We start from the raw sequence: 22391 nt of genomic DNA, 5'->3' as shown, positions 1-22391 counted from the left end.
GGATAGCCTTTTGTTTGACTCCTGCAGATTTATTATCTGCTCGCCCGAGTTGACAAAAACAATCCTTATAACTTATTCGTCGGATTCGCGTTCAAGCCTGAGCTGCCATCCGTATGACTTCCGCTCTTCTCATTCAAATCTTTACTATCAGACTCACTTTTCGTAGGTGCATCTGTTCCCTCCACCTTCATTCCTCTATAATCTTTAGGATCAAGAATCACACCGGTGCGATAAACAATAGACAAACGACTGGAGGCAAATTCCAAAATAACCATCTCATTATTCTCCAAATCGATTACGGTTTGGTAAAGAGAAGACTGAGTTCCCGATTGAGAAAGAAACAGAACCTTTTTAGGCATATCAACACTTTGGGGTACCTGAACAGTATATTGCTTCACTGCGCAACTTGTGAACAGTAAAGCAAAAAACAAAACTAAAAATGCATTTTTCATCAGTAGAAGCATTAGGTTATCATTAATGTATATACAACTCCAGCGTGTCAAAAATCATACCATTAAACCAATATCACACTAATTCTCAAAAAATTTAAACCAAGATGAATACATGCACTTCCTAATATCCTAATTAACTGTTAATCTACTAAATACAGTCTATTCAGAGATGAAAAAAGCCCAATCACCACACTTGCAAAACCCAGGAAAATGCCTTTAAACTTGGATTTCTCAAATATTTAATTATAATGGACTACGATATTTTAATTTAAAAAAGATAAATTTTTATGGTTGAAACAAAAGTATTTAATACTAAGAACAAACCGAATTTAGAAGAAAAAAGTAACCTAATTAACTTCCTATTTGACAACTTGCAGGAATACGGAGATCCCAAACCCGATATTGAAAAAGCAGTTGCTTATGCATTGAAAGAAAGCGTTTCTTTTGGTGGATTCATTTTGGTGTCGTACTTACACGATGAGATTTCAGGTGCAGTAGTCGTTAACCAAACCGGAATGAAAGACTATATTCCGGAAAATATCCTGGTTTATATTGCAACTCACAAAAACCACAGAGGGAAAGGAATAGGAAAAGCCCTAATGCAAAAAGCCATCGACTCCGCAGAAGGAAGCATTGCTCTACATGTTGAACCCGAAAATCCAGCACGATTTTTATACGAAAAAGTTGGGTTTAGCAGCAAGTATATAGAAATGCGATATAAAAAGGAGAAATAATGGCGTTTATAACATTAGATATAAAAAAACTAGAAGCAAATTTTAACTACCTCAACACACTGTTTAAAAAGAATAATATTGAACTGTCTATCGTTTCAAAAATTTTGAGTGGAAACAAAACGTTTTTAAGCGAATTATTGAAATTTGATATTAAACAGGTGTGCGACTCTCGTGTTTCGAATTTACAGGTTATAAAATCCATCAAACCTGATATTGAAACAATTTACATTAAACCGCCTGCTAAACGTTCAATAGCAAGTATCGTAAGATACGCGGATATCAGCTTAAATACTGAATTTGAAACCATAAAGCTCCTGTCAAAAGAAGCCAAAAAGCAGAATAAAACTCATAAAATCATTATTATGATTGAATTGGGCGAGCTTAGAGAAGGTGTTCTCGGTGAGGATTTTATGGATTTTTATGAAAGTGTGTTTCAGTTGGAAAACATACAGGTTGTGGGAATTGGAGCAAATCTGTCGTGCTTGTATGGTGTTTTACCCAATCACGACAAGTTAATTCAGCTCAGTTTGTACGAACAACTGATTGAAGCTAAATTTAACAAACAAATCCCCTATGTTTCAGGGGGTTCATCTGTAACAATCCCCTTGATTTTTCAAAATCTTTTACCTAAGGGGATTAACCATTTCAGGGTAGGCGAAACCTTATTTTTAGGGACAGACATTTACAACAATACCAAATTTAAGAAAATGCATTCGGATGTGTTCCGTTTGTATTCTGAGATAATTGAACTCATCGAAAAGCCTGTTGTTCCGATGGGCGAATTTGGGACAAATGTTGAAGGTGAAAGCTTTGAATTTGACCAGTCGAATATTGGAAAAACATCGTATCGGGCAATTATTGATTTGGGTCTGCTCGATGTGGAACCAGATCATCTTGAATTGATTGATAAAAACATCAAATTTGCAGGTGCAAGTTCAGATATGATTGTCATTGACCTTGATGAAAATAAAAAGAACTATAAGGTTGGTGATTTAATTGAATTCAAATTAGATTATATGGGTATTCTCAGAATCATAAATTCTAAGTATATTGATAAGAAAATTAAAAACGGGAATTAAATTCCGGTTTAGGCAAAAATAAGGTATAACAGTTGGAACGGTCCTGGCCGTTCCAACTTTATCCTAAGCTATTAGAGATCACCTGAAATCCGGTTCAGTCCATATGCAAAAAAACCGAATCTAAAATTTAAAGGTCGTATCAAACTGAATGCATGAGTCCATTGATTTTAAAGTAAATAACCAAGCATGATTGAAATCTACTACAAAAACAATGAGGTACAAACTTACGAGTCTGTAAATGAAATTGAATACCAAGCCGATTCCATTTTTAGTATTCGGTTTATCGGATTCCATCATTCCGATTTGGAAACAATTGCCCAAAAATTCGATCTGGACTTAACTTCTTTCAGTAAAAAAGAGGATATCGAAATCAGTTCGCATTATATCGAATCCAACACGCAACTATCTTTAAACTTTACGATTCCAAGCTATTCAGCCAACACTTATTTTGAAGAAAAGGATATTTACATTCTGATTAAAAACAATATTGTTTTTACATTTCTTTCACCTGATATCGAGGAAAGTTTAAATCAATTAACCCAGTATATCTACAACCTTAAGAGCACTTCATTTGAAAGCTATCATCAACTCTTTCTGTTTCAGATTGGTGTCATCTCGGACTACTATGCCGATATCGTTGAACTGATTTCAAAAAAAATAAAGGATCTTTTTCAAAAAACGCTTCAATCCAAACAATTTAAAGAGAATGATCTGGATTATATTGCAGCCTTAAAATTCAATAACCTGCTCATTAGAGAGTCCCTCTCTGAATTTCAAAAAATCCTTCTCTTATTAAAAAAGAGCAGTAAGTATAACGACACTTCATTCGATAAGATAAACGAAGAAATAGACGACCTGACAGTCATTGCAGACTATTTACGCTATAACTTCAACCGATTGGATGACTTGAGTGGGAATATCAATAGTAAAATCGAATTGGAACAAAACAAGATTTTCAAAATCCTGACCATCATCACCGTTTGTATTTCCTTACCAACCCTGATTGTCGGCATCTATGGCATGAATTTTAAATACATGCCCGAATTACAATGGGTTTTGGGATATCCCCTTATTATTCTGCTTCTGATTTTAAGTTTTATCTTTCCATTAATCTATTTCAAAAGGAAAAAATGGTTTTAGCCTGAAATCGGCCCTAACCAGGCATAATTCCCTCTCAATTAAAGAGAAAGATCTTGTTATCTTATCCGTTTCATCGAAAGAATTGGAATGCGTTCAACGAGCATCTGGTTCTCTTCTTTTTGCATTTGAATTTTCCGAACCACATCCATTCCGCGGATGACTTTTCCAAAAGCGGCAAACCCCTGCCCATCTGGATTTCGAAGTCCGCCTGCATCCAATTGAGGCTGATCGCCTACGCAAATAAAAAACTCGGTACTGGCCGAACCCGGCAGATTGCGCGCCATCGAAATCACACCATCTTTGTGTAGAATGCCCGTTTGATCGGTTCGTTCGTGACGGATGGTCGGCATGCTATCGACAATAGAATCGTGAAATAAACCGCCCTGTATCACCTCAATCTTAATCTCTCTCCCCTCCTGATTGTTCATGTGCACAACCCTATAGAAACACGCCTCAGCAAAAATACCCTTGTCTACATTGGCTAAAAAATGTTTGGCTGTAATCGGTGCTTCGTTTTCATAGATCTCTAATTCTATCATCCCCAAATCGGTTTTAATTTCAACAAGGGGGTATTGCGGTTTTGAACAGGCAAACAGGCAGCAACAAAGAAAAATAAAGGCAGTGCAGGGTTTCATTCTTAAATCGGGACTTTAAATTAGGTTAGACATTCGGTCATGCAATTTGCTCTCTTTTATTGAATTATACAAGCCTAACCCCCAAATAAAATCTGAAAACAGCATCTTATTTAGACTGACTCTATCATTTCAAAAAATTAGTGATACCTTTGTGAAACGTTAAGTAATAACAATCATCCAATCTCTGTTGACAAGATAAATACACAACCATTTTATTATTAGAAAGCTTGCTATTTTCTATTAACAAAATCATTTAAAATTGGAACTAACACGAGAATTTATAAAAAGCTTACCCAAAGCAGAACTTCATTGCCATTTGGATGGATCGATGCGCGTTGAAACCATTATCGATCTAGCCAAGCAGAATCAGGTTGAATTACCCGAAAAAGATCCTGAAAAATTGCGCAAAATACTGGAAGTCGGTCACAATTGTAAAAGCCTCACCGATTATCTACGACCATTTGATATGACCTGTTCGGTTCTGCAAACCAAAGCTGCTTTGGAACGGGCCACTTACGAACTGGCTGAGGATTGTGCCGAAGAAAACATCAGATATCTCGAGATTCGCTTCTCTCCTATTCTTCATGTTGAAAAGGGCCTGTCGCTAAGTAAAGTGGTTGAAGCCGTGCTCGATGGTAAAAGCCGAGCCGAAAAGGATTTTGATATCACCATTGGGATCATCATCTGCGGGCTGCGTCATTTAAGTCCTGAAACAACCAATATCCTGGCCGAACTTTGCGTTGCCTATAAGAATTACGGCGTTGTGGGCTTCGATTTGGCTGGTGCCGAAAAAAACTTCCCTGCCAAAGACCATAAAGAAGCCTTTTATCTGATCATCAATAACAATATCAACACAACGGTGCATGCGGGCGAAGCCTACGGACCGGAATCCATCCATCAGGCCTTGCATCATGTAAGAGCCAACCGAATTGGACATGGCACCCGACTAAAAGAAGATGGCGATCTGCTCAACTATGTGAATGACCATCGTATTCCGCTTGAAATGTGCATCACCTCGAATCTTCAAACCAAAGCGATTGAATCCTATTCCCGACACCCCATTCGTTTCTATTTTGATATGGGGCTAAGGGTCACCATCAATACGGATAACCGATTAATTTCGAAAACCACACTGACCGACGAATACATGTTGGCCATTAAGGAATTTAATTTCTCTCCTAAAGAAATAAAGTACCTGATTACGAATGGTTTTAAATCGGCTTTTCTTCCCTTAAATCAAAAAGTGAAGTTATTAAGACGAATCAGTCAGGAACTGAAAGAAAAAGGCCTGGAAATCCATAAGGATTATATTTAAGCTCTTTATAAGGATGCAATAGTTTTTTTTAAACGCCATTATTGCATCCTTTTTCAACAACAGATCTCAATTTTAAGACAGCTGATCAGGATTTTAGTGCAGGTTATTTGAATTCTGAAACAACTTATTAAGATTTTAGAGCAAGTAATTTAAATTTTAAGACAACTAATCAGAATTTTAGAGTAGGTTATTTAGATTTTGAAACGACTTACTAAGATTTTAGAGCAAGTAATTTAAATTTTAAGACTACTGAGCAGAATTTTAGTGCAGGTTATTTGAATTTTGAAACAACTTATTAAGATTTTAGAGCAAGTAATTTAAATTTTAAGACTACTGAGCAGGATTTTAGTGCAGGTTATTTGAATTTTGAAACAACTTACTAAGATTTTAGAGCAAGTAATTTAAATTTTAAGACTACTGAGCAGGATTTTAGTGCAGGTTATTTGAATTTTGAAACAACTTATTAAGATTTTAGAGCAAGTAATTTAAATTTTAAGACAACTAATCAGGATTTTAGCGCAGGTTATTTGAATTCTGAAACAACTTACTAAGATTTTAGAGCAAGTAATTTAAATTTTAAGACTACTGAGCAGAATTTTAGTGCAGGTTATTTGAATTTTGAAACAACTTATTAAGATTTTAGAGCAAGTGATTTTAATTTTAAAGCAAGTGGCGTATCTTTTAAAGCAACAGATCTAAATTTTAGTGGAGCAAATTTGATTTTGAATCAAAGTGAAAAAAACGAACACTGCCCTATCCTTCGAAAAACCCGGGACAACGCACTCAGAAACCCCTTAATAGAGAAATGCGTAGAGAATTGAATTGTTATACTCTGATTATGAGTAAGCTGTAAATATCAGAGTATGACTAAACCCCATATCTGTTCAGACTTGAATCGGGGTAACAATTTCCTTCTCCCGGTTCCTGAGCTGTTATATCGAGACGCCGCACTGAGCGTAGTCGAAGTGTTGCCGAGATGCTGTCGAAGGATGAGGGGTGGCAAACTCTGCTTGGCGGGGTGGTGAAAACAAGTGATTTTTTGAGTTTTTAGAAGAACTAATAGATGAGGTTAAAAGAACCACCTCGCCTTCTCCCGATAATTCGGAAGAAGGCACTCCTCCTTAAAAAGGAGGAGAAAGAAGAGCTCTTTAATTTATTGAAAACTCTCTCAAAATCAACTAACAGTTTCCCCTCCTTTATGAGGAAGGGTGGCGAGTTTACTCGACGGGGTGGTGTTTCCTTTTTGCTTCATAAGCCCATGTGATTTAAACCTCTAGTTTTAGCCCCACAAAAGATAGCGAAAACACCAGGCTTCCAGACTGAAAATTGTCAGAGAGCCAAATCAAAAGCTATCCCCGCTATATAAATCACATTTTATCTCTTAAGAACCTCTAAGACTTTTCTGATTTTCCCTTCCCAATTTGACATTTGCTCTTTTATTATGAAGAGTCATTCTATTTTACATCTGTTTATCGTTTTACTTAGCTCCATCATCCTGTTTCGTTCAAATAAATTTTAAATTTAGTGTACCCTATTCAAAGGGGTTGTTATCCTGCATATTGGAATGACAGCAGTACTTTTTTAATAGAACATAAGAGAAATAACATTAATATTGATGTTATACAATCGTTGTGTTTAATAATAAACAACCCAAATATGAAAAGAGTTCTAAAGATCAAGTGGTTAATATCCTTTGCTGTTATTAGTTCCGTATTTTTATCCCTTAGTTGTGAAACCATTACTGAGCGAGAATTTGATATTGAATTTGTATATCGCAATAATTCAAAATCTCAATTAGAATTAGTTTTAATGGGTATAATACAAGAATCCGAAACTTTATCAACCTCTGAAGGTTCTTTGAAAAGTATATTAATTTCTCCCAATGATGAAATCGTAATTAAAGGTACTTTTCCCACAAATAACAAAAATGTAGAAAGGCCAATAGGTATATTGAAACAGAACAACTTACTTGGAGATTCAATAAAGATAATCTTTAATTCAGAACTACTTTTAATTTTTAAGAAAGATGAAGCAGGGAAAGATGGCCTCTACCTTGAATCAAATTATCAATATGAAAAATTAGATGACTTATCATTTAGATATTCATATTTTTTTACCGACGAGGACTATACTAATGTCACGATATTAGAGGAGAATTAGAAATTACTAAACAAACAAAAGCTAAATTGTCATGGGCGGTGATGAGCAGTTTGATAGTTTAGTCCAATTAATAAAAAGCAGCAAGCCATAAAATTGGTTTGTTCAAAAATATAAACAAATTTACTCGGCTTGCTTCTTTAGCGATTTGATAAGATTACTCTTTGAAATCGCCCACGAAAACTTATCAAGACCGTTGTGGTTAATGCAAGAGAAAATAAATGACACTTGAAGATTTAGGATATAATTTAGAATTAGAAAACTACAGAAAAGACCAAAATCTTGAGTGTTTTGGTGTGGGACGCGTTATCTCAGAACACAAGGAAAGATATGTTGTGAAAACCCCTGAAAAAGAATATGAAGGTGAAATAGTTGGAAACTTGCGTTTTACAGCACAGAATAGGTCTGATTTCCCTGCTGTTGGTGATTGGGTCGCAATATCTGAATATGACAACAATAAAGTGCTTATTCATTCTGTCTTCCCAAGAAAAACAATTATTGAAAGACAAGCGGTGGGAAAACAAGGAGAAAAGCAAATCATAGCAACAAATATTGATTATGCCTTCATTGTTCAAGCTGTTGACAGGGATTTTAACATTAACAGAATTGAAAGATATTTGACCCTTTGCAATACATCCAAGGTAAAACCAATTATCATTCTCAATAAAATTGATTTGATAAATGATAGCAAATTATCAGAGTTGGTTAGTAAAATTCAAGAAAGGATAAAACAAGTACTGATAATTCCCATAAGCAATGAGTCTCAAAAAGGATTTGAAAAATTCAAAACAATTATTGAAAAAGGTAACACCTATTGTTTATTGGGCTCATCAGGAGTAGGAAAATCTACCTTGTTGAACAACTTATCAGGTAAACAGTTGATGAAAACCAATACGATTAGTGCAAGTACAAACAAAGGGCGACACGTTACAAGTCACCGTGAACTATTAGTTCTCGAAAATAGTGGGATTCTAATAGACAATCCGGGAATGAGAGAAGTTGGAATTGCAGATTCTAAGGATGGATTAGAAATTACATTCAACGCAATAATTGAATTGTCCAAAGACTGTAAATTTAAAGATTGTACACATACCACTGAAGTAGACTGTGCCGTTTTAAAGGCCGTTGAAAGTGGCGAAATAGACAAATCATCCTACGAAAACTTCTTGAAAATGGAACGGGAAAAAGAGCATTTTGAATCAACCATTGCAGAAGCGCGTAAAAAAGACAAAGATTTTGGAAAAATGATTAAAAACTATAAAAAATCGAATAAGGACTAAGCACAACAATGTATATACAAATAAAACTAATTACACATTTATAAGAACCTGGTACAACTAATGCGTGACCTACATAAAAAACATATCAAAATTTAACAATTTACAATGAAAAAAATCTACTATCTCTTACTACTTGTTTTAATTTCTTGCAGTTCAAATGAAGAAAGTATCTCACCAAATGAAGAAGAATATACAAAAGAAGAAATCCTAATAGAGAAAATTAAAAAAATTAAAATCGTTTCTGAGTTTGGATTACAATCCAACGAATTAGAAGAGAAACTTAAATCATATGGTTACACACTATCACAGGACGAGGATAATATATTAGTTATAACACCAGAAAATACTTATGGAAAATATCACACATTAATTAAGTATAATGGAGATATCGTTTGTCCAATAAAAGGTTATTCTTTTAAGATTTATGAAAATACAGAGGGTGACGGTGAGCCTTCTATTGTACAAGAGTTTTTCTATGAAAACAACCAAAATTATTCAACAAACAATCCATTTTTCCAAGTACAAATCTCATTTGAAAAAGTAAGTGAGAATACCTATGAATTAGTTAAAAATTGGATAAAAGAACTTGGAATAGTTACAGCCAGTTTTGAACAAGTTAATAATTTAACATATACAAAAGAAAGAGCTTCACAATCCAATTTGATAGTTGAGATTGGAGAACATTCAAACTTTGTTTTTAAAGATGTAGTTTTCGTAAGAATTTATGAAAACAAAACTCCCATTTATGCTCAATAATTTTAAATTATTAAATAGCAAAATCCACGCAAAACCTATAACATGACCATTTTTGATAAGATTAAGAAAAATTAATAGTGGCTGGAAGAAAATCACTAACAGAAAAGTGGACTCAGAAAGATTCTGAGTCCACTTTTTTGTTTTTGGCAAACCGATCTGAATAAATTGAACCGAAGCCTGATTAGTTCAGATTCATTTTATATCGCATTTAAACTTTGGTAAAGGTTTCCCCTTCTTCAACCGGATCAAATACACCATCATCATTATCATCAGATATCACCGTCAGTTTGTTACCTGAAACCACAAATTTAACTTCAAACTGGTCCTCAATTTCAAACTCATCATCTAAAAGCAAATCCCATTCAGGATCATCGGGGGTATAATAAACCATTTCATAGGTCTCTTCATCAGCAATTATACCAAGCCTAGTAATCGTAAGCATAAAAATATTTCCAAGCTCCGAATAGTTCCCCTGAACCGACATAATATCGACCCATTCCTCATCGATATACAAGGCCAGGGTCATTTTAAACGTAGTTTCGGTAATAACCAGCACTTGCTTTTCAAGCCCTGATTCATCGGTTAACTGCCAGGTTCCCACATAAGATGGTATCACATGATTACCATTACCATCATCATCGTCATCATCCTTACAGGAATTCACGCTAAACATGAGGCACATCATCAACACCACTGTCAGCCATCTCATCGACATTTGTTTTTGAATAAGCATAATTTTAAAATTATGGAGTGAATATTGTTTTTTCTAAACACTTATGCTTTATCGAGGATGAATCACCTATAAATTTACGCCAATTCCTGCAATATTTAATTAAGAAAATACAGATTTAATCATGCCAAACAGGTCTGTACAAAGAAGTTAGAATGTATATAAATAAGAATCCCGACCAGAAAACCAGCCGGGATTAATTCTTAAGATTTAAGCAAAGTTATAAAAATGAGTTCAGAACGTACCTGAACCCATTTTCCCTTTACACAAAACTAATCTTTAAAAAAGATCAGCTAACAAATTATCTTCAACAAGGTTAGGCAAAGTAACCTTTAAGTCAGGACGACGTTCCATCTCACGCTTGATAGCGAACATGGCCTCATCGTTTCTCGCCCATGAACGACGGGCAATACCATTGTTTACATCGTAAAACAACATGCTCTTAAGGCGGGCATCCGCTTCAGGTGTTCCGTCAAGTAACATACCGAAACCACCGTTCATCACTTCACCCCAACCTACACCACCACCATTGTGGATAGATACCCAGGTTGCGCCTCTAAAGCTGTCGCCAATCACATTGTGGATCGACATATCAGCTGTAAACTTAGAACCATCGTAGATGTTTGATGTTTCACGGTATGGCGAGTCAGTTCCACTCACATCGTGATGATCACGACCCAATACAACGGGACCAATCTTTCCGGCAGCAATAGCATTATTGAAAGCTTCTGCAATTTTCGAACGACCTTCAGCATCGGCATACAAGATACGAGCCTGTGATCCCACCACCATCTTATTTTGTTTCGCTTCTTTAATCCAGGTAATATTATCCTGCATCTGCAATTGAATCTCTTCAGGAGAATTCTCTTTGATTTCCTGTAAAACCTGCATTGCAAGTTCATCAGTCATATCCAAATCTTCAGGCTTACCCGAAGCACATACCCAACGGAATGGTCCGAAACCATAATCGAAACACATTGGGCCTAAAATATCCTGAACGTATGATTTGTAACGGAAGTCGATGCCATTTTCTGCCATAATATCGGCACCGGCACGTGAAGCTTCAAGCAAGAACGCATTTCCGTAATCGAAGAAATATGTACCCTTAGCTGTGTGATTGTTCACCGCAGCCGCATGACGACGCAAGGTTGCCTGTACTTTCTCTTTAAACACTTCCGGTTCTTCACGAATCAATCGGTTTGATTCCTCGTATGAGGTATCAACAGGATAGTAACCCCCGGTCCATGGAATATGAAGAGAAGTCTGATCGGACCCCACATGAATGAAGATATCTTCCTGATCAAAACGTTCCCAAACATCAACCACATTTCCAATAAATGCAATCGAAACAACCTCTTTCGCTTCCTGAGCTTGTTTTACACGTGCAATCAGCTCGTCCATCGAATCAATTAGGATATCAACCCATCCTTGCTCGTGACGCTTGGTCGCCGCCTTAGGATTCACCTCAGCAGCAATTGTGATACAACCCGCAATATTACCTGCTTTAGGCTGAGCACCACTCATACCACCCAAACCAGCTGTCAGGAAAATTTTACCCGCAGGGGTCTCACCTTTTTTCAAAATCTTACGGAAGGCATTCATAACGGTAATGGTTGTTCCGTGAACAATCCCTTGTGGTCCGATATACATGAAAGAACCCGCAGTCATTTGTCCGTATTGTGACACACCCAGCGCATTAAATTTCTCCCAATGATCAGGCGACGAGTAGTTCGGAATAACCAAACCATTGGTTACAATCACACGAGGGGCTCCTTTTGATGAAGGAAATAAACCCATTGGGTGACCCGAATACATATGAAGCGTTTGCTCGTCAGTCATGGTTGCCAAATACTGCATAGTTAGCAAATACTGCGCCCAGTTTTGGAATACAGCACCGTTTCCACCATAAGTAATCAACTCTTCAGGATGCTGAGCAACAGCCGGATCCAGGTTGTTTTGCATCATCATCATGATACCGGCAGCCTGCTGCGACTGAGCAGGATACTCTTCGATTGGACGAGCATAAATTTTATAATCAGGCTTGAAACGGTACATATAAATACGACCATAATCCAATAGTTCCTGGGCAAATTCAGTGGCTAACTCCTTATGCCAAGGCTTTGGAAAATAACGCAAGGCATTGCGAATGGCCAATTGCTTTTCTTCAACAGTTAAAATATCTTTTCTCTTGGGTGCCCGGTTGGCATCCTTCGGATAAGCTTTCTTTACAGGTAATTCAGCTGGAATCCCTTGTAAAATTTGTTCTTGAAACGTCATATTTTTAGCTTAAGTTTTGTGTTATATCTTTACAGTCTTTAAAGTTAATTCACTTTTAAAACCAAATGTTATTCTATTTTATTATTTGCAAAGATATTCTTAGTTTTGATACCTAACAATACTAGTTTTGTTAAGATTTAATAACTATGAGTAATCAAATAGAGTTTCGGCATTATAAATACTTCTTGGCTTTAGCCAAAGATTTGCATTTCAGAAAAGCGGCCGAACGCCTTTACATTTCGCAGCCGGGCTTAAGCCGTCAGATCAAACAAATGGAAAATGACCTGGGCATCAGCTTGTTTGAACGGCATAACCGAAAAGTGGAGCTGACGAAAGCCGGTTTGTACCTTCATCAAGAACTCACCAATACATTTAAAAGACTGGATGATGTGATTGCACACGCCAAATTATTAAATGATGGTATAGATGGAAACCTTAAACTGGGCTATGTGGGCTCAGCCATGCAAAAGGTGATCCCTGATCTGCTTCTAAAATACAAAAGCAAACACCCACGGGTTCTTTTCAATTTAAATGAAATGGACAACAACAAGCAGATTCAAGCCCTATTGAATCATGAAATCGATGTGGGTTTTGTGAGGATGGAACGCGTCCCAAGGGGAATCAATATTCAATCGGTTTTCGAAGATACGTTCTCGCTGGTCCTTCCAAAGGATCATGTCCTTAACGAATCGACCTTTGAAAATTTAAGTCAACTTAAAGACGAATCCTTTATTCTTTTTGATTCCTCATACAGTGAATCGTATCACGAAAAAGTGATGCAGATATTCGATCAAAGTCAGTTCACTCCTCTGATTTCACATTATACGGTTAATGCCAGTTCTATTTTCAGACTGGTTGAAAACAAATTTGGAGTGGCCATTGTTCCCACATCTTTGAAATTGGGCTACGATATGGGAATTAAATTCATCGAATTGAATAATATCCCGCAACGCACAACTTTAAAAATGGTTTGGAATAATATGAATACGAATCCGGTTCTTGATAATCTGATCAATACCCTTATCACTGAGAAGAAATAATTTATTTTTAACCCATAAAACATCGCTTATGAAGTTAAGAGAAAGCAATCCGGCTCTGTTATTAATTGATTTTCAGAAAGGTTTTGATGATGAAGCCTATTGGGGTGGAAACAGGAACAATAAGGATGCAGAAGTAAAAGCTGCTGAAATACTTTCGATATGGCGAGAATTAGATCTTCCCATCTATCACATTATTCATAGCTCGCAAGATCCCAAATCCCGATTACACCAATCGCATGCCGGATTCGAAATCTGCGATCAACTTAAACCTGTAGAGGGTGAGCCTCTCATTATTAAGAATGTAAACTCGGCCTTTATTGGTACCGACTTGAAAGAAAGGCTTGATAGTAATGGAATTACAGATTTGGTTATAGTGGGCCTGACAACCAACCACTGCATATCAACCACAGCCCGTATGGCTGGAAATTATGGCTATAAAGTCATTCTCATCGAAGATGCCACAGCCACATTTGATCGGATGGGTATAAAGGGTGAAAAATACCCGGCAGAGATGATTCACCAAATTTCGCTTTGCAATTTAAAAGACGAATTCGCAAGCATAATGAACACAGCACAACTACTTAAAACAATATAAAATACACGAGAATATGAAACGAGCCATGAGCAGTCCCTTTTCACACTCGGGATGATTATTGGCGACTTCCATATGACCTTAAAAAGAAAATTATAAACATATGAAAGTAAGTATTGAAAGAATAAATGACGACTATTTGATGGAAGCTAAAGGTGCCAGTGGTGTTCCCGTATTAATGGATAACTCGACACTTGAAAAGGTTCAGGGTGCCAGTCCTATGGAACTCCTGTTAATGGGCGTTGGCGGTTGTTCCGCCATTGATATCATCAACATCCTGAAAAAACAACGCCAGGTAATCAAATCCTATAAGGTTGAAATAGACGGCGAAACCCGGGAACTTGGAGATGCCAAACCTTTTAAAGCCATAACGCTTGAAATCTATTTGGAAGGTGATATACCTGCCGAAAAAGTCATACGTGCAGCAGCCTTAAGCTTTGAAAAATATTGCTCAGTGTCTATCACTTTACAAAGTTCCGTTGATATTCAGTACAAGCTCTTTTTAAACGGAGAGGTAATAATATAGAGTCTAAACCGTACAAAAACTCAATTTAAACGGTTTTCTTTAAGAAAGTGGCATTTCCTTATCAGAGGATCTGTCACTTTCTTTTTTCTATCCCATAACTAAACTGTTTTCTTACCCTTACAACCCGCCAATTCTATTTTTTATCGAAAACTGAACTTTGTTAGTGTTTTATGTTGGGCAGTTATCTATTTTAGTGGGCTTAAATGAGAATCTCTCACAAAGAGGGATTGGACAACTCAATCATAAACCAACAAACATGAAAAGAAACCTACTCACGCTCCTATTCGTTTTGATAGGAATTGGTGTGTTTGCACAGGAAACGCCTGTGACAAAAGCAAACTTTGAACTGGCGGCCAAATTTTCGCCAAACCGATTAAGAAAAATGGTCTTCTCGACCAGTGTAAATCCACACTGGTTAAAAAATGGTGAAAAATTTTGGTACACCTACCGCACTCCGGAAGGACAATTTTACTATTTAGTAGATCCTGTAAAAAACACAAAAAGCAAATTGTTCGATGTGGTTAAAATGGCTGCTGACATGAGTCGCCTGACCGGTGATCCATTCGACGCTCAACATCTTTACATTGATAAAATCAAATTCATCAATAATGAAAAAGTTCTTCAGTTTCAGGTAAAGAGTAAACTGGTTGAAGAAGAGGACAAAGATGAAGAGGGCGACAAGCAGGAAGAAAAGAACGATAAAGAGAAAAAAGATAAAGCCAAAAAGAAAATGGTTGCGAAAGTGTGGCACTTTGAATACACACTGGCTTCGAAAAAACTGAATTTGCTTGACGATTTTGAAAAGCCCCTTGAACAAAAAGACTGGGCATCTGTAGCACCAAACCAGGAATATGTGATTTTTGCCAAACAGCATAACCTATGGTGGATGGATGCTGAAAACTACAAAAAAGCTCAGAAGAATGAAAAGGACTCAACCATTGTTGAGCACCAGCTTACTACTGATGGTGTTGAGCATTACTGCTACGGCACCAACTCATATAGCAAAACCAATAGAGAAAAAGAAGAAGATAAAGACAAGAGAAAAGAGGCTTATGTCACCTTCTCTTCCGATTCGAAAAAATTTGCTTTAACCCGTGAAGACGAACGCGAAGTAAAAGATCTTTGGGTCATCAATTCGGTTGCCAAAGGCCGACCAACATTGCAAAGCTATAAATACCACATGGCTGGCGAGAAAGAAGCGCCTCAATACGAGCTCCAAATTTTCGACTGGGAAAGCAAGAAAGCGGTTAAAGTGAAAGCCAATGCTTTCAAAGATCAAACAATTTCTATCCTGACAGCTCCAAGACAAAAACGTAACGAAGCGGATGATGTCAAATTCTCGAAATGGATGAATAAGGGAAGTGATTTGCTTTATTTCAAACGCACAAGTCGTGATATGAAACGTGTGGACATTTGTACCGCAAATACCACAACTGGTGAAGTAAACATCCTTATAGAAGAACGCTTAAACACCTATATCGAAGGCAGAAGTCCTTTTGCATTGGTAAATAACGGAAAAGAACTGATTCATTGGTCAGAGCGCGATGGTTGGGCTCATTTCTACCTTTACGATGAAAAAGGAAAACTAAAGAATCAAATCACTTCAGGTCCTTGGCATTGCGATGGAATTCAAGGAATCGATGAGCAAAACCGTGTGCTTTATTTTACAGCCAATGCCCGCGAAAAAGGTGAAGACCCTTATTACTCGCATCTTTACCGTGTGAATTTCGATGGTACCGGCTTACAGATTCTAAATAAAGGCGACTTTAATCATGATTCGGATTTAAACGATCAAACTCATTATTTTGTCAATAATGCCTCCAGAGTAAATACCGCTCCCGTATCTGCCCTTTACAATTCAAAAGGGAATAAATTGATGGATCTTGAAACAACAGATTTAACCCGTTTATTCGAAACAGGATATCAATTCCCTGAAACCTTTAAAGTAAAGGCAGGCGACGGTATTACGGACATTTATGGCGTGATGTACAAGCCATTCGATTTCGATCCAAACAAAAAGTACCCCATCCTAACTTACGTTTATCCCGGTCCTCAGACAGAAGCGGTTTACAAAAGCTTCTCTGTGCGTATGGATAGAGCCGATCGTATGGCTCAACTGGGTTTCATCGTTGTAACTATGGGAAACCGTGGTGGTCATCCTGCCCGCTCGAAATGGTACCACAACTACGGTTATGGCAACCTAAGAGACTATGGTTTGGAAGACAAAAAAGTAGGTATCGAACAATTGGCTGACCGATACTCTTTTATCGATATCAATAAGGTCGGAATTTACGGTCACTCAGGTGGTGGATTCATGTCAACAGCTGCCATGTTGGTTTATCCCGATTTCTTTAAAGTTGCCGTATCTGCAGCAGGGAATCACGATAACAATATTTACAACCGCTGGTGGAGCGAAACGCATCATGGTGTGAAAGAAGTTGTGAGCGAAAAGGGTGATACCACTTTCCAGTATAAAATTGACACCAACCCTAGCCTGGCTAAAAACCTGAAAGGGAAATTGATGATTGTAACGGGTGATATTGATGACAACGTACATCCGGGCAACAGCATCAGAATGGCCAATGCCCTGATTAAGGCGAACAAACGATTCGATTTCTTCTTATACCCTGGCCAACGTCATGGTTTTGGTAATATGAGCGAATACTCATTCTGGTTGCGTGGCGAATATTTTTGTAAATATCTGATCGGTGATTTCAGATCGTCTGCAGATTATGTCGAAATGCAAAAAGATCAGCCCCAAAAAAGATAGTCCTAATATCTGAAAAGACAATGATATCCCGACTTGCACTGGCAGGTCGGGATTTTTTTTCATATAGAATAACCGTAAGCGTTACTACCTGACAGGATGCAAGCTGGAATCAACCCAATCACACAAACAACTATAAGTTCCTTATAATAATTAATCTAAGAAGATATTTACCAAACAGAATGTAATAAATTGACTACCTTTGAGAATTCGATATTTTAAATCGACCTCAAACAGACGGATAGAGCAAACCACATAACCATCCTCCATCACGACTCTATCCATATGCACAAAGCATGCCTGTCATTAATAATGTTAGAAAGTGTGTGGTATGATATATACCATATGAAGCAGATATGAAATATTTTATTTCTGTAATCAACACCCAATAATATGTCAGAACTTTTAACTGTCGGCATTGTCGGCAGCTCACTAAAAGAAAATGAAGAACGCGTTGCAATTCATCCGGAACACATCGAACGTATTCCTCTGGAATTACGAAAACAAATGACTTTTGAAAAAAGCTATGGCTTAAGATTTGGTGTAGACGATCAAACTATTGCTCAACTCACATCTGGGAGAGTTGCCTTAAGAAAAGAAATATTAAACAATTTCGATTGTGTTCTTATGCCTAAGCCATTAGCAGCTGATCTGTCTCAAGTACGAGAAGGTGCTATTGTATGGGGCTGGCCACACTGTGTGCAGCAACAAGAAAATACCCAAATTGCCATTGATCGAAAACTAACCCTCATCGCCTGGGAAGAAATGTTTACCTGGAGCCGTTCTGGTGATAAGAACATGCATGTTTTTTATAAGAACAACGAAATGGCTGGCTATGCCGGAGTCAACCACGCATTAAGCCTTGTCGGAATTGCGGGTAATTATGGCAAAGCTCGAAAGGCAGTCGTGCTGAGTTTTGGCTCGGTAAGTCGAGGGGCTGTCTATGCCTTACAAGGTCAGGGTATTCAGGATATAACTGTTTATACCAACCGAATATCAACAGATGTGAGTGATCAACTGCCTGGTATATCGTTCAAACAAATGAAAAATGACAGCTTAGGAAATTTACATTCAGTTGAACCTGACGGTAATACACGCCCTTTTTCTGAAGTTTTGTCAGATACTGATATTATTGTTAATGGTATCCTTCAGGATACAGAACATCCTATTATGTTTGTCCCCAAAGAAGATGAAAATAAATTAAAAAAAGGCACTCTTATTATCGATATCAGTTGCGATGAAGATATGGGCTTTTGGTGTGCCAAGCCAACAAGTTTTGAACATCCTATGTTTGAGTCAGAAGGCAAATTCTATTATTCAGTCGATCACAGTCCCAGTTATTACTGGCAATCTGCATCATGGGAAATTTCAGAAGCCTTACTCCCCTTTTTGCCCATTATTATAGGCGGTTCTAAAGTCTGGGAACAAAACGATCCAATTTCCAAAGCAATTGAAATAAATAAAGGGGTTATCCAGAATTCAAAAATTCTGTCGTTCCAAAACAGAAATGAGAAATACCCACATAAGTTGCTGAATTAAGATCGGCTTGTACACTTAATATATTCAAATCCCGACTTGCACTGGCAGGTCGGGATTTTTTTTACCCCTGCCCACTGAAAATCCAAAATCCTGGAATCTTAAATTAATTTCAATTGTTCATTACTTCTTAATAAGTATAATGGATTTTTCATTTAACATGTCAATTTTCATTCTACTTTTATAAAGCAAAATTGATCAAGGGAATACTGTTAAAATCAGTAGCTGTCCCCGCAGCCGTAAATTGCCTATAGGTTTTACCTTTTCAAAAGCCACTGTCCGCCTCAAGCGAATGGGAAGGCCAGGTAAAATGCAATAAGCCGGAAGACCTGTCATTTTTGATCGTAATTCGTAGCTTTCGGGAGAAAAAGCTTAGGAAGACTTTACTGCTTTCTTGTATTTTACCCCCAGCTACCATTAATTCTTTAATTTAAAATTTAAGACATGATGAAAATTAATGGTGCTATTAAAACAGTACAAAAACGTGACGGTCGCATCGTCAACTTCGAATCGGAAAAAATCAGCTTTGCTGTGTTCAAAGCCTTACGTGCCGTTGGTTCGCCCAACCGAGCCCTTGCCGATCAAATCACGCAAAGTGTCATCGCAAAACTTAAAACGGATGCCCCAAGTGTCGAAGACATTCAGGATGCGGTCGAGTTTGAACTCTTCGAGCAGAAACACTATCAAGCTGCCAAGGCTTATATCATCTATCGAAAACAACACGAGAGTATCCGGGATGTCAAAGAACTTTTTTCGAACATCGACATTATTGATGACTATCTGAACAACAACGATTGGCGAATAAAAGAAAGTGCCAATTCTTCCTATTCACTGCAGGGAATGAACCAGCATATCTCCACCATTATCAGCTCGCAGTACTGGCTAAATAAAATTTATCCAAGTGAAATTGGTCAGGCGCACAAGCAAGGGAAACTCCACATTCACGATTTGGGATTTGTAAGTGTCTATTGCGTGGGATGGGATTTACAAGAACTAATTCGGCTTGGTTTTAAAGGCGTACCGGGCAAGGTTGAAAGCAAGCCTGCCAAACATTTAAGAACCCTTTTGGGGCAAATCGTCAATTTCTTTTACACCATGCAGGGCGAGGCTGCCGGAGCCCAAGCCTTTTCCAACTTCGACACCTACCTGGTTCCCTTTATTCGCCACGATAATTTGTCGTATAAGGAAGTCAAACAAGCTCTTCAGGAGTTTGTTTTTAATATGAATGTACCCACACGTGTGGGGTTTCAAACCCCCTTTACCAATATCACTCTCGATTTGGAAATTCCCAACAACATGAAGGATACGGCGGTAATTATTGGCGGGGAACTACAGGAAACAACCTATGGCGACTACCAGCACGAAATGGATATCTTCAACAAAGCCTTTGCCGAAGTAATGACTGAAGGTGATGCTTGTGGCCGTATATTCTCCTTCCCTATACCCACCTACAACATCACCAAGGATTTCGACTGGAATAACGAATACCGTCAACCCATTTGGGAGATGACAGCCAAATATGGGATTCCCTATTTCTCAAATTTCGTGAACTCCGATATGTCACCCGACGATGTGCGTTCGATGTGTTGTCGCCTGCGTTTGGATACCACCGAATTGAAATCACGTGGTGGCGGCTTGTTTGGAGCCAATCCCCTAACGGGTTCTGTGGGTGTGGTGACACTTAACCTGCCGCGCCTGGCTTACGAATCGAAAAACGAAGACGAACTTCTGCAAAGAATCGACAAATTGATGGATCTGGCTAAAGATAGTCTGGAAATCAAACGCAAGGTAATCGAAAAACTTACCGATAATGGCTTGTATCCCTACTCCAAGTTCTATTTGCGAAACATCCATAAAAAGAATGGTGCCTATTGGGACAACCATTTCTCGACCATAGGTCTGGTGGGCATGAATGAATTACTGTTAAACTTTCTGGGAATGGATATCACAACAAAAGAAGGACATGCTTTTGCAGAAAAAATCATGGACTTTATGCGTGACAAATTGCAGGCCTTTCAGGAAGAAACGGGACATATTTACAACCTGGAAGCCACACCGGCAGAAGGCACTACTTATCGCCTGGCTAAACTCGATAAAAATGAATTTCCTGATATCATTGTAGCCAACGAAAGTCAGGTGAAAGAACAGAACGCAGCGCCCTATTACACCAACTCCACCCAGTTGCCCGTGGGTTATACTGACGATATTTTTGAAGCACTGGAGTTGCAGGACAGCTTGCAAACCAAATACACAGGAGGAACCGTATTCCATACCTTTGTAGGCGAAAGTCAGTTGCCTCCCGAATCGGTAAAAAAATTAGCCAAAACCATTTGCGAAAACTTCAAACTGCCCTACTTCACCCTGTCTCCAACATTCAGTATCTGCCCAGAACATGGCTACATCTACGGCGAGCACAAAACTTGTCCCAAATGTGAAACTGAAGGAAAGCATCATATCTGCGAAGTTTATTCCCGAATTGTGGGGTATTTACGTCCCGTTGATCAATGGAACAACGGCAAACAAGCCGAATACAAAGACAGAAAACTCTTTGATAAAATGATTGAAATAGAAGAACCGGAACTTGTTTAAACTTTTATCTCAATGAAAATAGCAGGATTCAAGAAACAAAGTCTTATCGACTATCCTGGAAATATCAGCTCTGTGGTTTTTACACAGGGCTGTAATTTTCGCTGTCCATACTGTCACAACCCCGACCTCGTCTTACCCGATAAATTTGGCTCATGTTATAAGGAAAGTGAACTATTCGCCTATTGGCAAAAGTACCAGCACCTCCTGGATGCCGTTTGTATCACGGGAGGAGAACCTTGCATTCACAACGATTTGCCTGACTTCATCCGTAAAATTAAGAATATGGGCCTAAAGGTCAAGTTAGATACTAACGGAACCTATCCCAATCAGATTAAGTATCTCACGGAAAATAAACTGATTGATTCCATTGCTATGGATATCAAACACGTATTGGACTTTGAGAGCTACAGACAAGGTGTCGGTTATGCTTTGAGCACCATCGGCTTCAAAAACGTTATGGAATCCATAGGACTTATCGAAAATTCAGGTATTGCTTATGAATTCAGAACAACTATCGTAAAGGGACTTCATAAAATCGATCAAATTAACAGCTTAAAGAAACGTTTTAATCAGCATTATAAGATTCAAAACTACAATCCCGAAATCACGCTTAATGATAATCCGGAATTTGAGCCTTTTTCAAAAAGTGAACTCGAAGCAATCAAGCTTTAGTATCTAAATAATAGACATTAATTTGATTAATCTTAGAAATAACAGTCAGTCCACAATATTTCAACCATCAAATAGTTTGTGTATAAAGATTCAAAATTGTTTACTTTTACATTT

The 22391-nt window shown here is 37.8% G+C and carries 18 protein-coding genes and 1 riboswitch; of the genes, 14 read left to right on the top strand and 4 right to left on the bottom strand.

Features of this window, described 5'->3' with window-relative positions; genetic code table 11:
- Positions 1-65: 65 nt before the first annotated feature.
- Positions 66-452 (bottom strand): hypothetical protein, encoded by a 387-nt coding sequence (locus tag EO244_RS05990; protein ID WP_129253751.1) that lies wholly within the window; start codon positions 450-452, stop codon positions 66-68.
- A gap of 287 nt (positions 453-739) precedes the next feature.
- Between EO244_RS05990 and EO244_RS05985 the strand changes: the two genes are divergently transcribed.
- The 3 genes from EO244_RS05985 to EO244_RS05975 all read left to right on the top strand — a co-directional run bounded on the left by EO244_RS05985 (position 740) and on the right by EO244_RS05975 (position 3405).
- A complete protein-coding gene (locus EO244_RS05985) occupies positions 740-1186 on the top strand; it encodes a GNAT family N-acetyltransferase (protein ID WP_129253750.1) in 447 nt (148 codons plus the stop codon).
- On the top strand, positions 1186-2265 hold the full coding sequence (locus EO244_RS05980) for an alanine racemase (RefSeq protein ID WP_129253749.1): 1080 nt from the start codon (positions 1186-1188) through the stop codon (positions 2263-2265). The genes EO244_RS05985 and EO244_RS05980 overlap by 1 nt, the downstream gene beginning before the upstream one ends.
- Positions 2266-2451: 186 nt before the next feature.
- Positions 2452-3405, top strand: coding sequence for a CorA family divalent cation transporter (locus EO244_RS05975; protein ID WP_129253748.1), 954 nt, complete (start codon positions 2452-2454; stop codon positions 3403-3405).
- Between the two features lie 56 nt (positions 3406-3461).
- Here EO244_RS05975 and EO244_RS05970 read toward each other — a convergent pair whose 3' ends face one another.
- The gene (locus EO244_RS05970) at positions 3462-4040 is read right to left on the bottom strand and encodes a peptidylprolyl isomerase (RefSeq protein ID WP_129253747.1); all 579 of its coding nucleotides are present in this window, start codon (positions 4038-4040) and stop codon (positions 3462-3464) included.
- 259 nt (positions 4041-4299) lie between these two features.
- Here EO244_RS05970 and add point away from each other — a divergent pair, with 259 nt between their 5' ends.
- The 4 genes from add (at position 4300) to EO244_RS05950 (ending at position 9548) form a co-directional block, all read left to right on the top strand.
- Positions 4300-5355: an adenosine deaminase gene (add, locus tag EO244_RS05965; RefSeq protein WP_206734501.1), complete on the top strand. Its 1056-nt coding sequence runs from the start codon at positions 4300-4302 to the stop codon at positions 5353-5355.
- Between the two features lie 1656 nt (positions 5356-7011).
- On the top strand, positions 7012-7515 hold the full coding sequence (locus EO244_RS05960; RefSeq protein ID WP_129253746.1) for a hypothetical protein: 504 nt from the start codon (positions 7012-7014) through the stop codon (positions 7513-7515).
- A gap of 218 nt (positions 7516-7733) precedes the next feature.
- Positions 7734-8792, top strand: coding sequence for a ribosome small subunit-dependent GTPase A (gene rsgA / locus EO244_RS05955; RefSeq protein ID WP_129253745.1), 1059 nt, complete (start codon positions 7734-7736; stop codon positions 8790-8792).
- A gap of 105 nt (positions 8793-8897) precedes the next feature.
- Positions 8898-9548, top strand: a complete 651-nt coding sequence (locus EO244_RS05950; RefSeq protein ID WP_129253744.1) for a hypothetical protein — start codon at positions 8898-8900, stop codon at positions 9546-9548.
- A gap of 208 nt (positions 9549-9756) precedes the next feature.
- Here EO244_RS05950 and EO244_RS05945 read toward each other — a convergent pair whose 3' ends face one another.
- Together EO244_RS05945 and EO244_RS05940 are read right to left on the bottom strand one after the other, a co-directional pair.
- Positions 9757-10281 (bottom strand): hypothetical protein, encoded by a 525-nt coding sequence (locus tag EO244_RS05945; RefSeq protein ID WP_164977421.1) that lies wholly within the window; start codon positions 10279-10281, stop codon positions 9757-9759.
- A gap of 276 nt (positions 10282-10557) precedes the next feature.
- The gene (locus EO244_RS05940; protein ID WP_129253742.1) at positions 10558-12555 is read right to left on the bottom strand and encodes a urocanate hydratase; all 1998 of its coding nucleotides are present in this window, start codon (positions 12553-12555) and stop codon (positions 10558-10560) included.
- 146 nt (positions 12556-12701) lie between these two features.
- Here EO244_RS05940 and EO244_RS05935 point away from each other — a divergent pair, with 146 nt between their 5' ends.
- The 7 genes from EO244_RS05935 (at position 12702) to EO244_RS05905 (ending at position 22277) form a co-directional block, all read left to right on the top strand.
- Positions 12702-13595, top strand: a complete 894-nt coding sequence (locus EO244_RS05935) for a LysR family transcriptional regulator (RefSeq protein ID WP_129253741.1) — start codon at positions 12702-12704, stop codon at positions 13593-13595.
- Between the two features lie 28 nt (positions 13596-13623).
- The gene (locus tag EO244_RS05930) at positions 13624-14190 is read left to right on the top strand and encodes a cysteine hydrolase family protein (protein WP_129253740.1); all 567 of its coding nucleotides are present in this window, start codon (positions 13624-13626) and stop codon (positions 14188-14190) included.
- A gap of 100 nt (positions 14191-14290) precedes the next feature.
- Complete coding sequence (locus EO244_RS05925) at positions 14291-14713, top strand: OsmC family protein (protein WP_129253739.1); 423 nt, start codon at positions 14291-14293, stop codon at positions 14711-14713.
- A 256-nt stretch (positions 14714-14969) separates the two neighbouring features.
- Positions 14970-17483: a S9 family peptidase gene (locus tag EO244_RS05920; protein ID WP_129253738.1), complete on the top strand. Its 2514-nt coding sequence runs from the start codon at positions 14970-14972 to the stop codon at positions 17481-17483.
- 390 nt (positions 17484-17873) lie between these two features.
- Positions 17874-19019, top strand: a complete 1146-nt coding sequence (locus EO244_RS05915; protein ID WP_129253737.1) for a N(5)-(carboxyethyl)ornithine synthase — start codon at positions 17874-17876, stop codon at positions 19017-19019.
- A 175-nt stretch (positions 19020-19194) separates the two neighbouring features.
- A riboswitch (cobalamin riboswitch) is annotated at positions 19195-19367 on the top strand.
- Between the two features lie 93 nt (positions 19368-19460).
- Positions 19461-21605, top strand: a complete 2145-nt coding sequence (locus tag EO244_RS05910; RefSeq protein WP_241687948.1) for a ribonucleoside triphosphate reductase — start codon at positions 19461-19463, stop codon at positions 21603-21605.
- A 12-nt stretch (positions 21606-21617) separates the two neighbouring features.
- Positions 21618-22277: an anaerobic ribonucleoside-triphosphate reductase activating protein gene (locus EO244_RS05905; RefSeq protein ID WP_129253736.1), complete on the top strand. Its 660-nt coding sequence runs from the start codon at positions 21618-21620 to the stop codon at positions 22275-22277.
- Positions 22278-22391 lie beyond the last annotated feature (114 nt).

The sequence above is a fragment of the Ancylomarina salipaludis genome (assembly GCF_004122035.1).
Taxonomy (GTDB): Bacteria; Bacteroidota; Bacteroidia; order Bacteroidales; family Marinifilaceae; genus Ancylomarina; species Ancylomarina salipaludis.
Note: the sequence above shows the minus strand (reverse complement) of the source record. Positions and strands in the feature narration are given on the sequence as shown.

Excerpts from the sequence above, each read along its gene's own strand:
- EO244_RS05915 (WP_129253737.1), top strand. The coding sequence starts at position 17,874 with ATGTCAGAACTTTTAACTGTCGGCATTGTCGGCAGCTCACTAAAAGAA.
- rsgA (WP_129253745.1), top strand. The coding sequence starts at position 7,734 with ATGACACTTGAAGATTTAGGATATAATTTAGAATTAGAAAACTACAGA.
- EO244_RS05975 (WP_129253748.1), top strand. The coding sequence starts at position 2,452 with ATGATTGAAATCTACTACAAAAACAATGAGGTACAAACTTACGAGTCT.
- EO244_RS05950 (WP_129253744.1), top strand. The coding sequence starts at position 8,898 with ATGAAAAAAATCTACTATCTCTTACTACTTGTTTTAATTTCTTGCAGT.
- EO244_RS05970 (WP_129253747.1), bottom strand. The coding sequence starts at position 4,040 with ATGAAACCCTGCACTGCCTTTATTTTTCTTTGTTGCTGCCTGTTTGCC.
- EO244_RS05945 (WP_164977421.1), bottom strand. The coding sequence starts at position 10,281 with ATGCTTATTCAAAAACAAATGTCGATGAGATGGCTGACAGTGGTGTTG.
- EO244_RS05985 (WP_129253750.1), top strand. The coding sequence starts at position 740 with ATGGTTGAAACAAAAGTATTTAATACTAAGAACAAACCGAATTTAGAA.
- EO244_RS05990 (WP_129253751.1), bottom strand. The coding sequence starts at position 452 with ATGAAAAATGCATTTTTAGTTTTGTTTTTTGCTTTACTGTTCACAAGT.
- EO244_RS05960 (WP_129253746.1), top strand. The coding sequence starts at position 7,012 with ATGAAAAGAGTTCTAAAGATCAAGTGGTTAATATCCTTTGCTGTTATT.
- EO244_RS05920 (WP_129253738.1), top strand. The coding sequence starts at position 14,970 with ATGAAAAGAAACCTACTCACGCTCCTATTCGTTTTGATAGGAATTGGT.
- EO244_RS05910 (WP_241687948.1), top strand. The coding sequence starts at position 19,461 with ATGATGAAAATTAATGGTGCTATTAAAACAGTACAAAAACGTGACGGT.
- EO244_RS05930 (WP_129253740.1), top strand. The coding sequence starts at position 13,624 with ATGAAGTTAAGAGAAAGCAATCCGGCTCTGTTATTAATTGATTTTCAG.
- EO244_RS05905 (WP_129253736.1), top strand. The coding sequence starts at position 21,618 with ATGAAAATAGCAGGATTCAAGAAACAAAGTCTTATCGACTATCCTGGA.
- EO244_RS05935 (WP_129253741.1), top strand. The coding sequence starts at position 12,702 with ATGAGTAATCAAATAGAGTTTCGGCATTATAAATACTTCTTGGCTTTA.
- EO244_RS05980 (WP_129253749.1), top strand. The coding sequence starts at position 1,186 with ATGGCGTTTATAACATTAGATATAAAAAAACTAGAAGCAAATTTTAAC.
- EO244_RS05925 (WP_129253739.1), top strand. The coding sequence starts at position 14,291 with ATGAAAGTAAGTATTGAAAGAATAAATGACGACTATTTGATGGAAGCT.
- EO244_RS05940 (WP_129253742.1), bottom strand. The coding sequence starts at position 12,555 with ATGACGTTTCAAGAACAAATTTTACAAGGGATTCCAGCTGAATTACCT.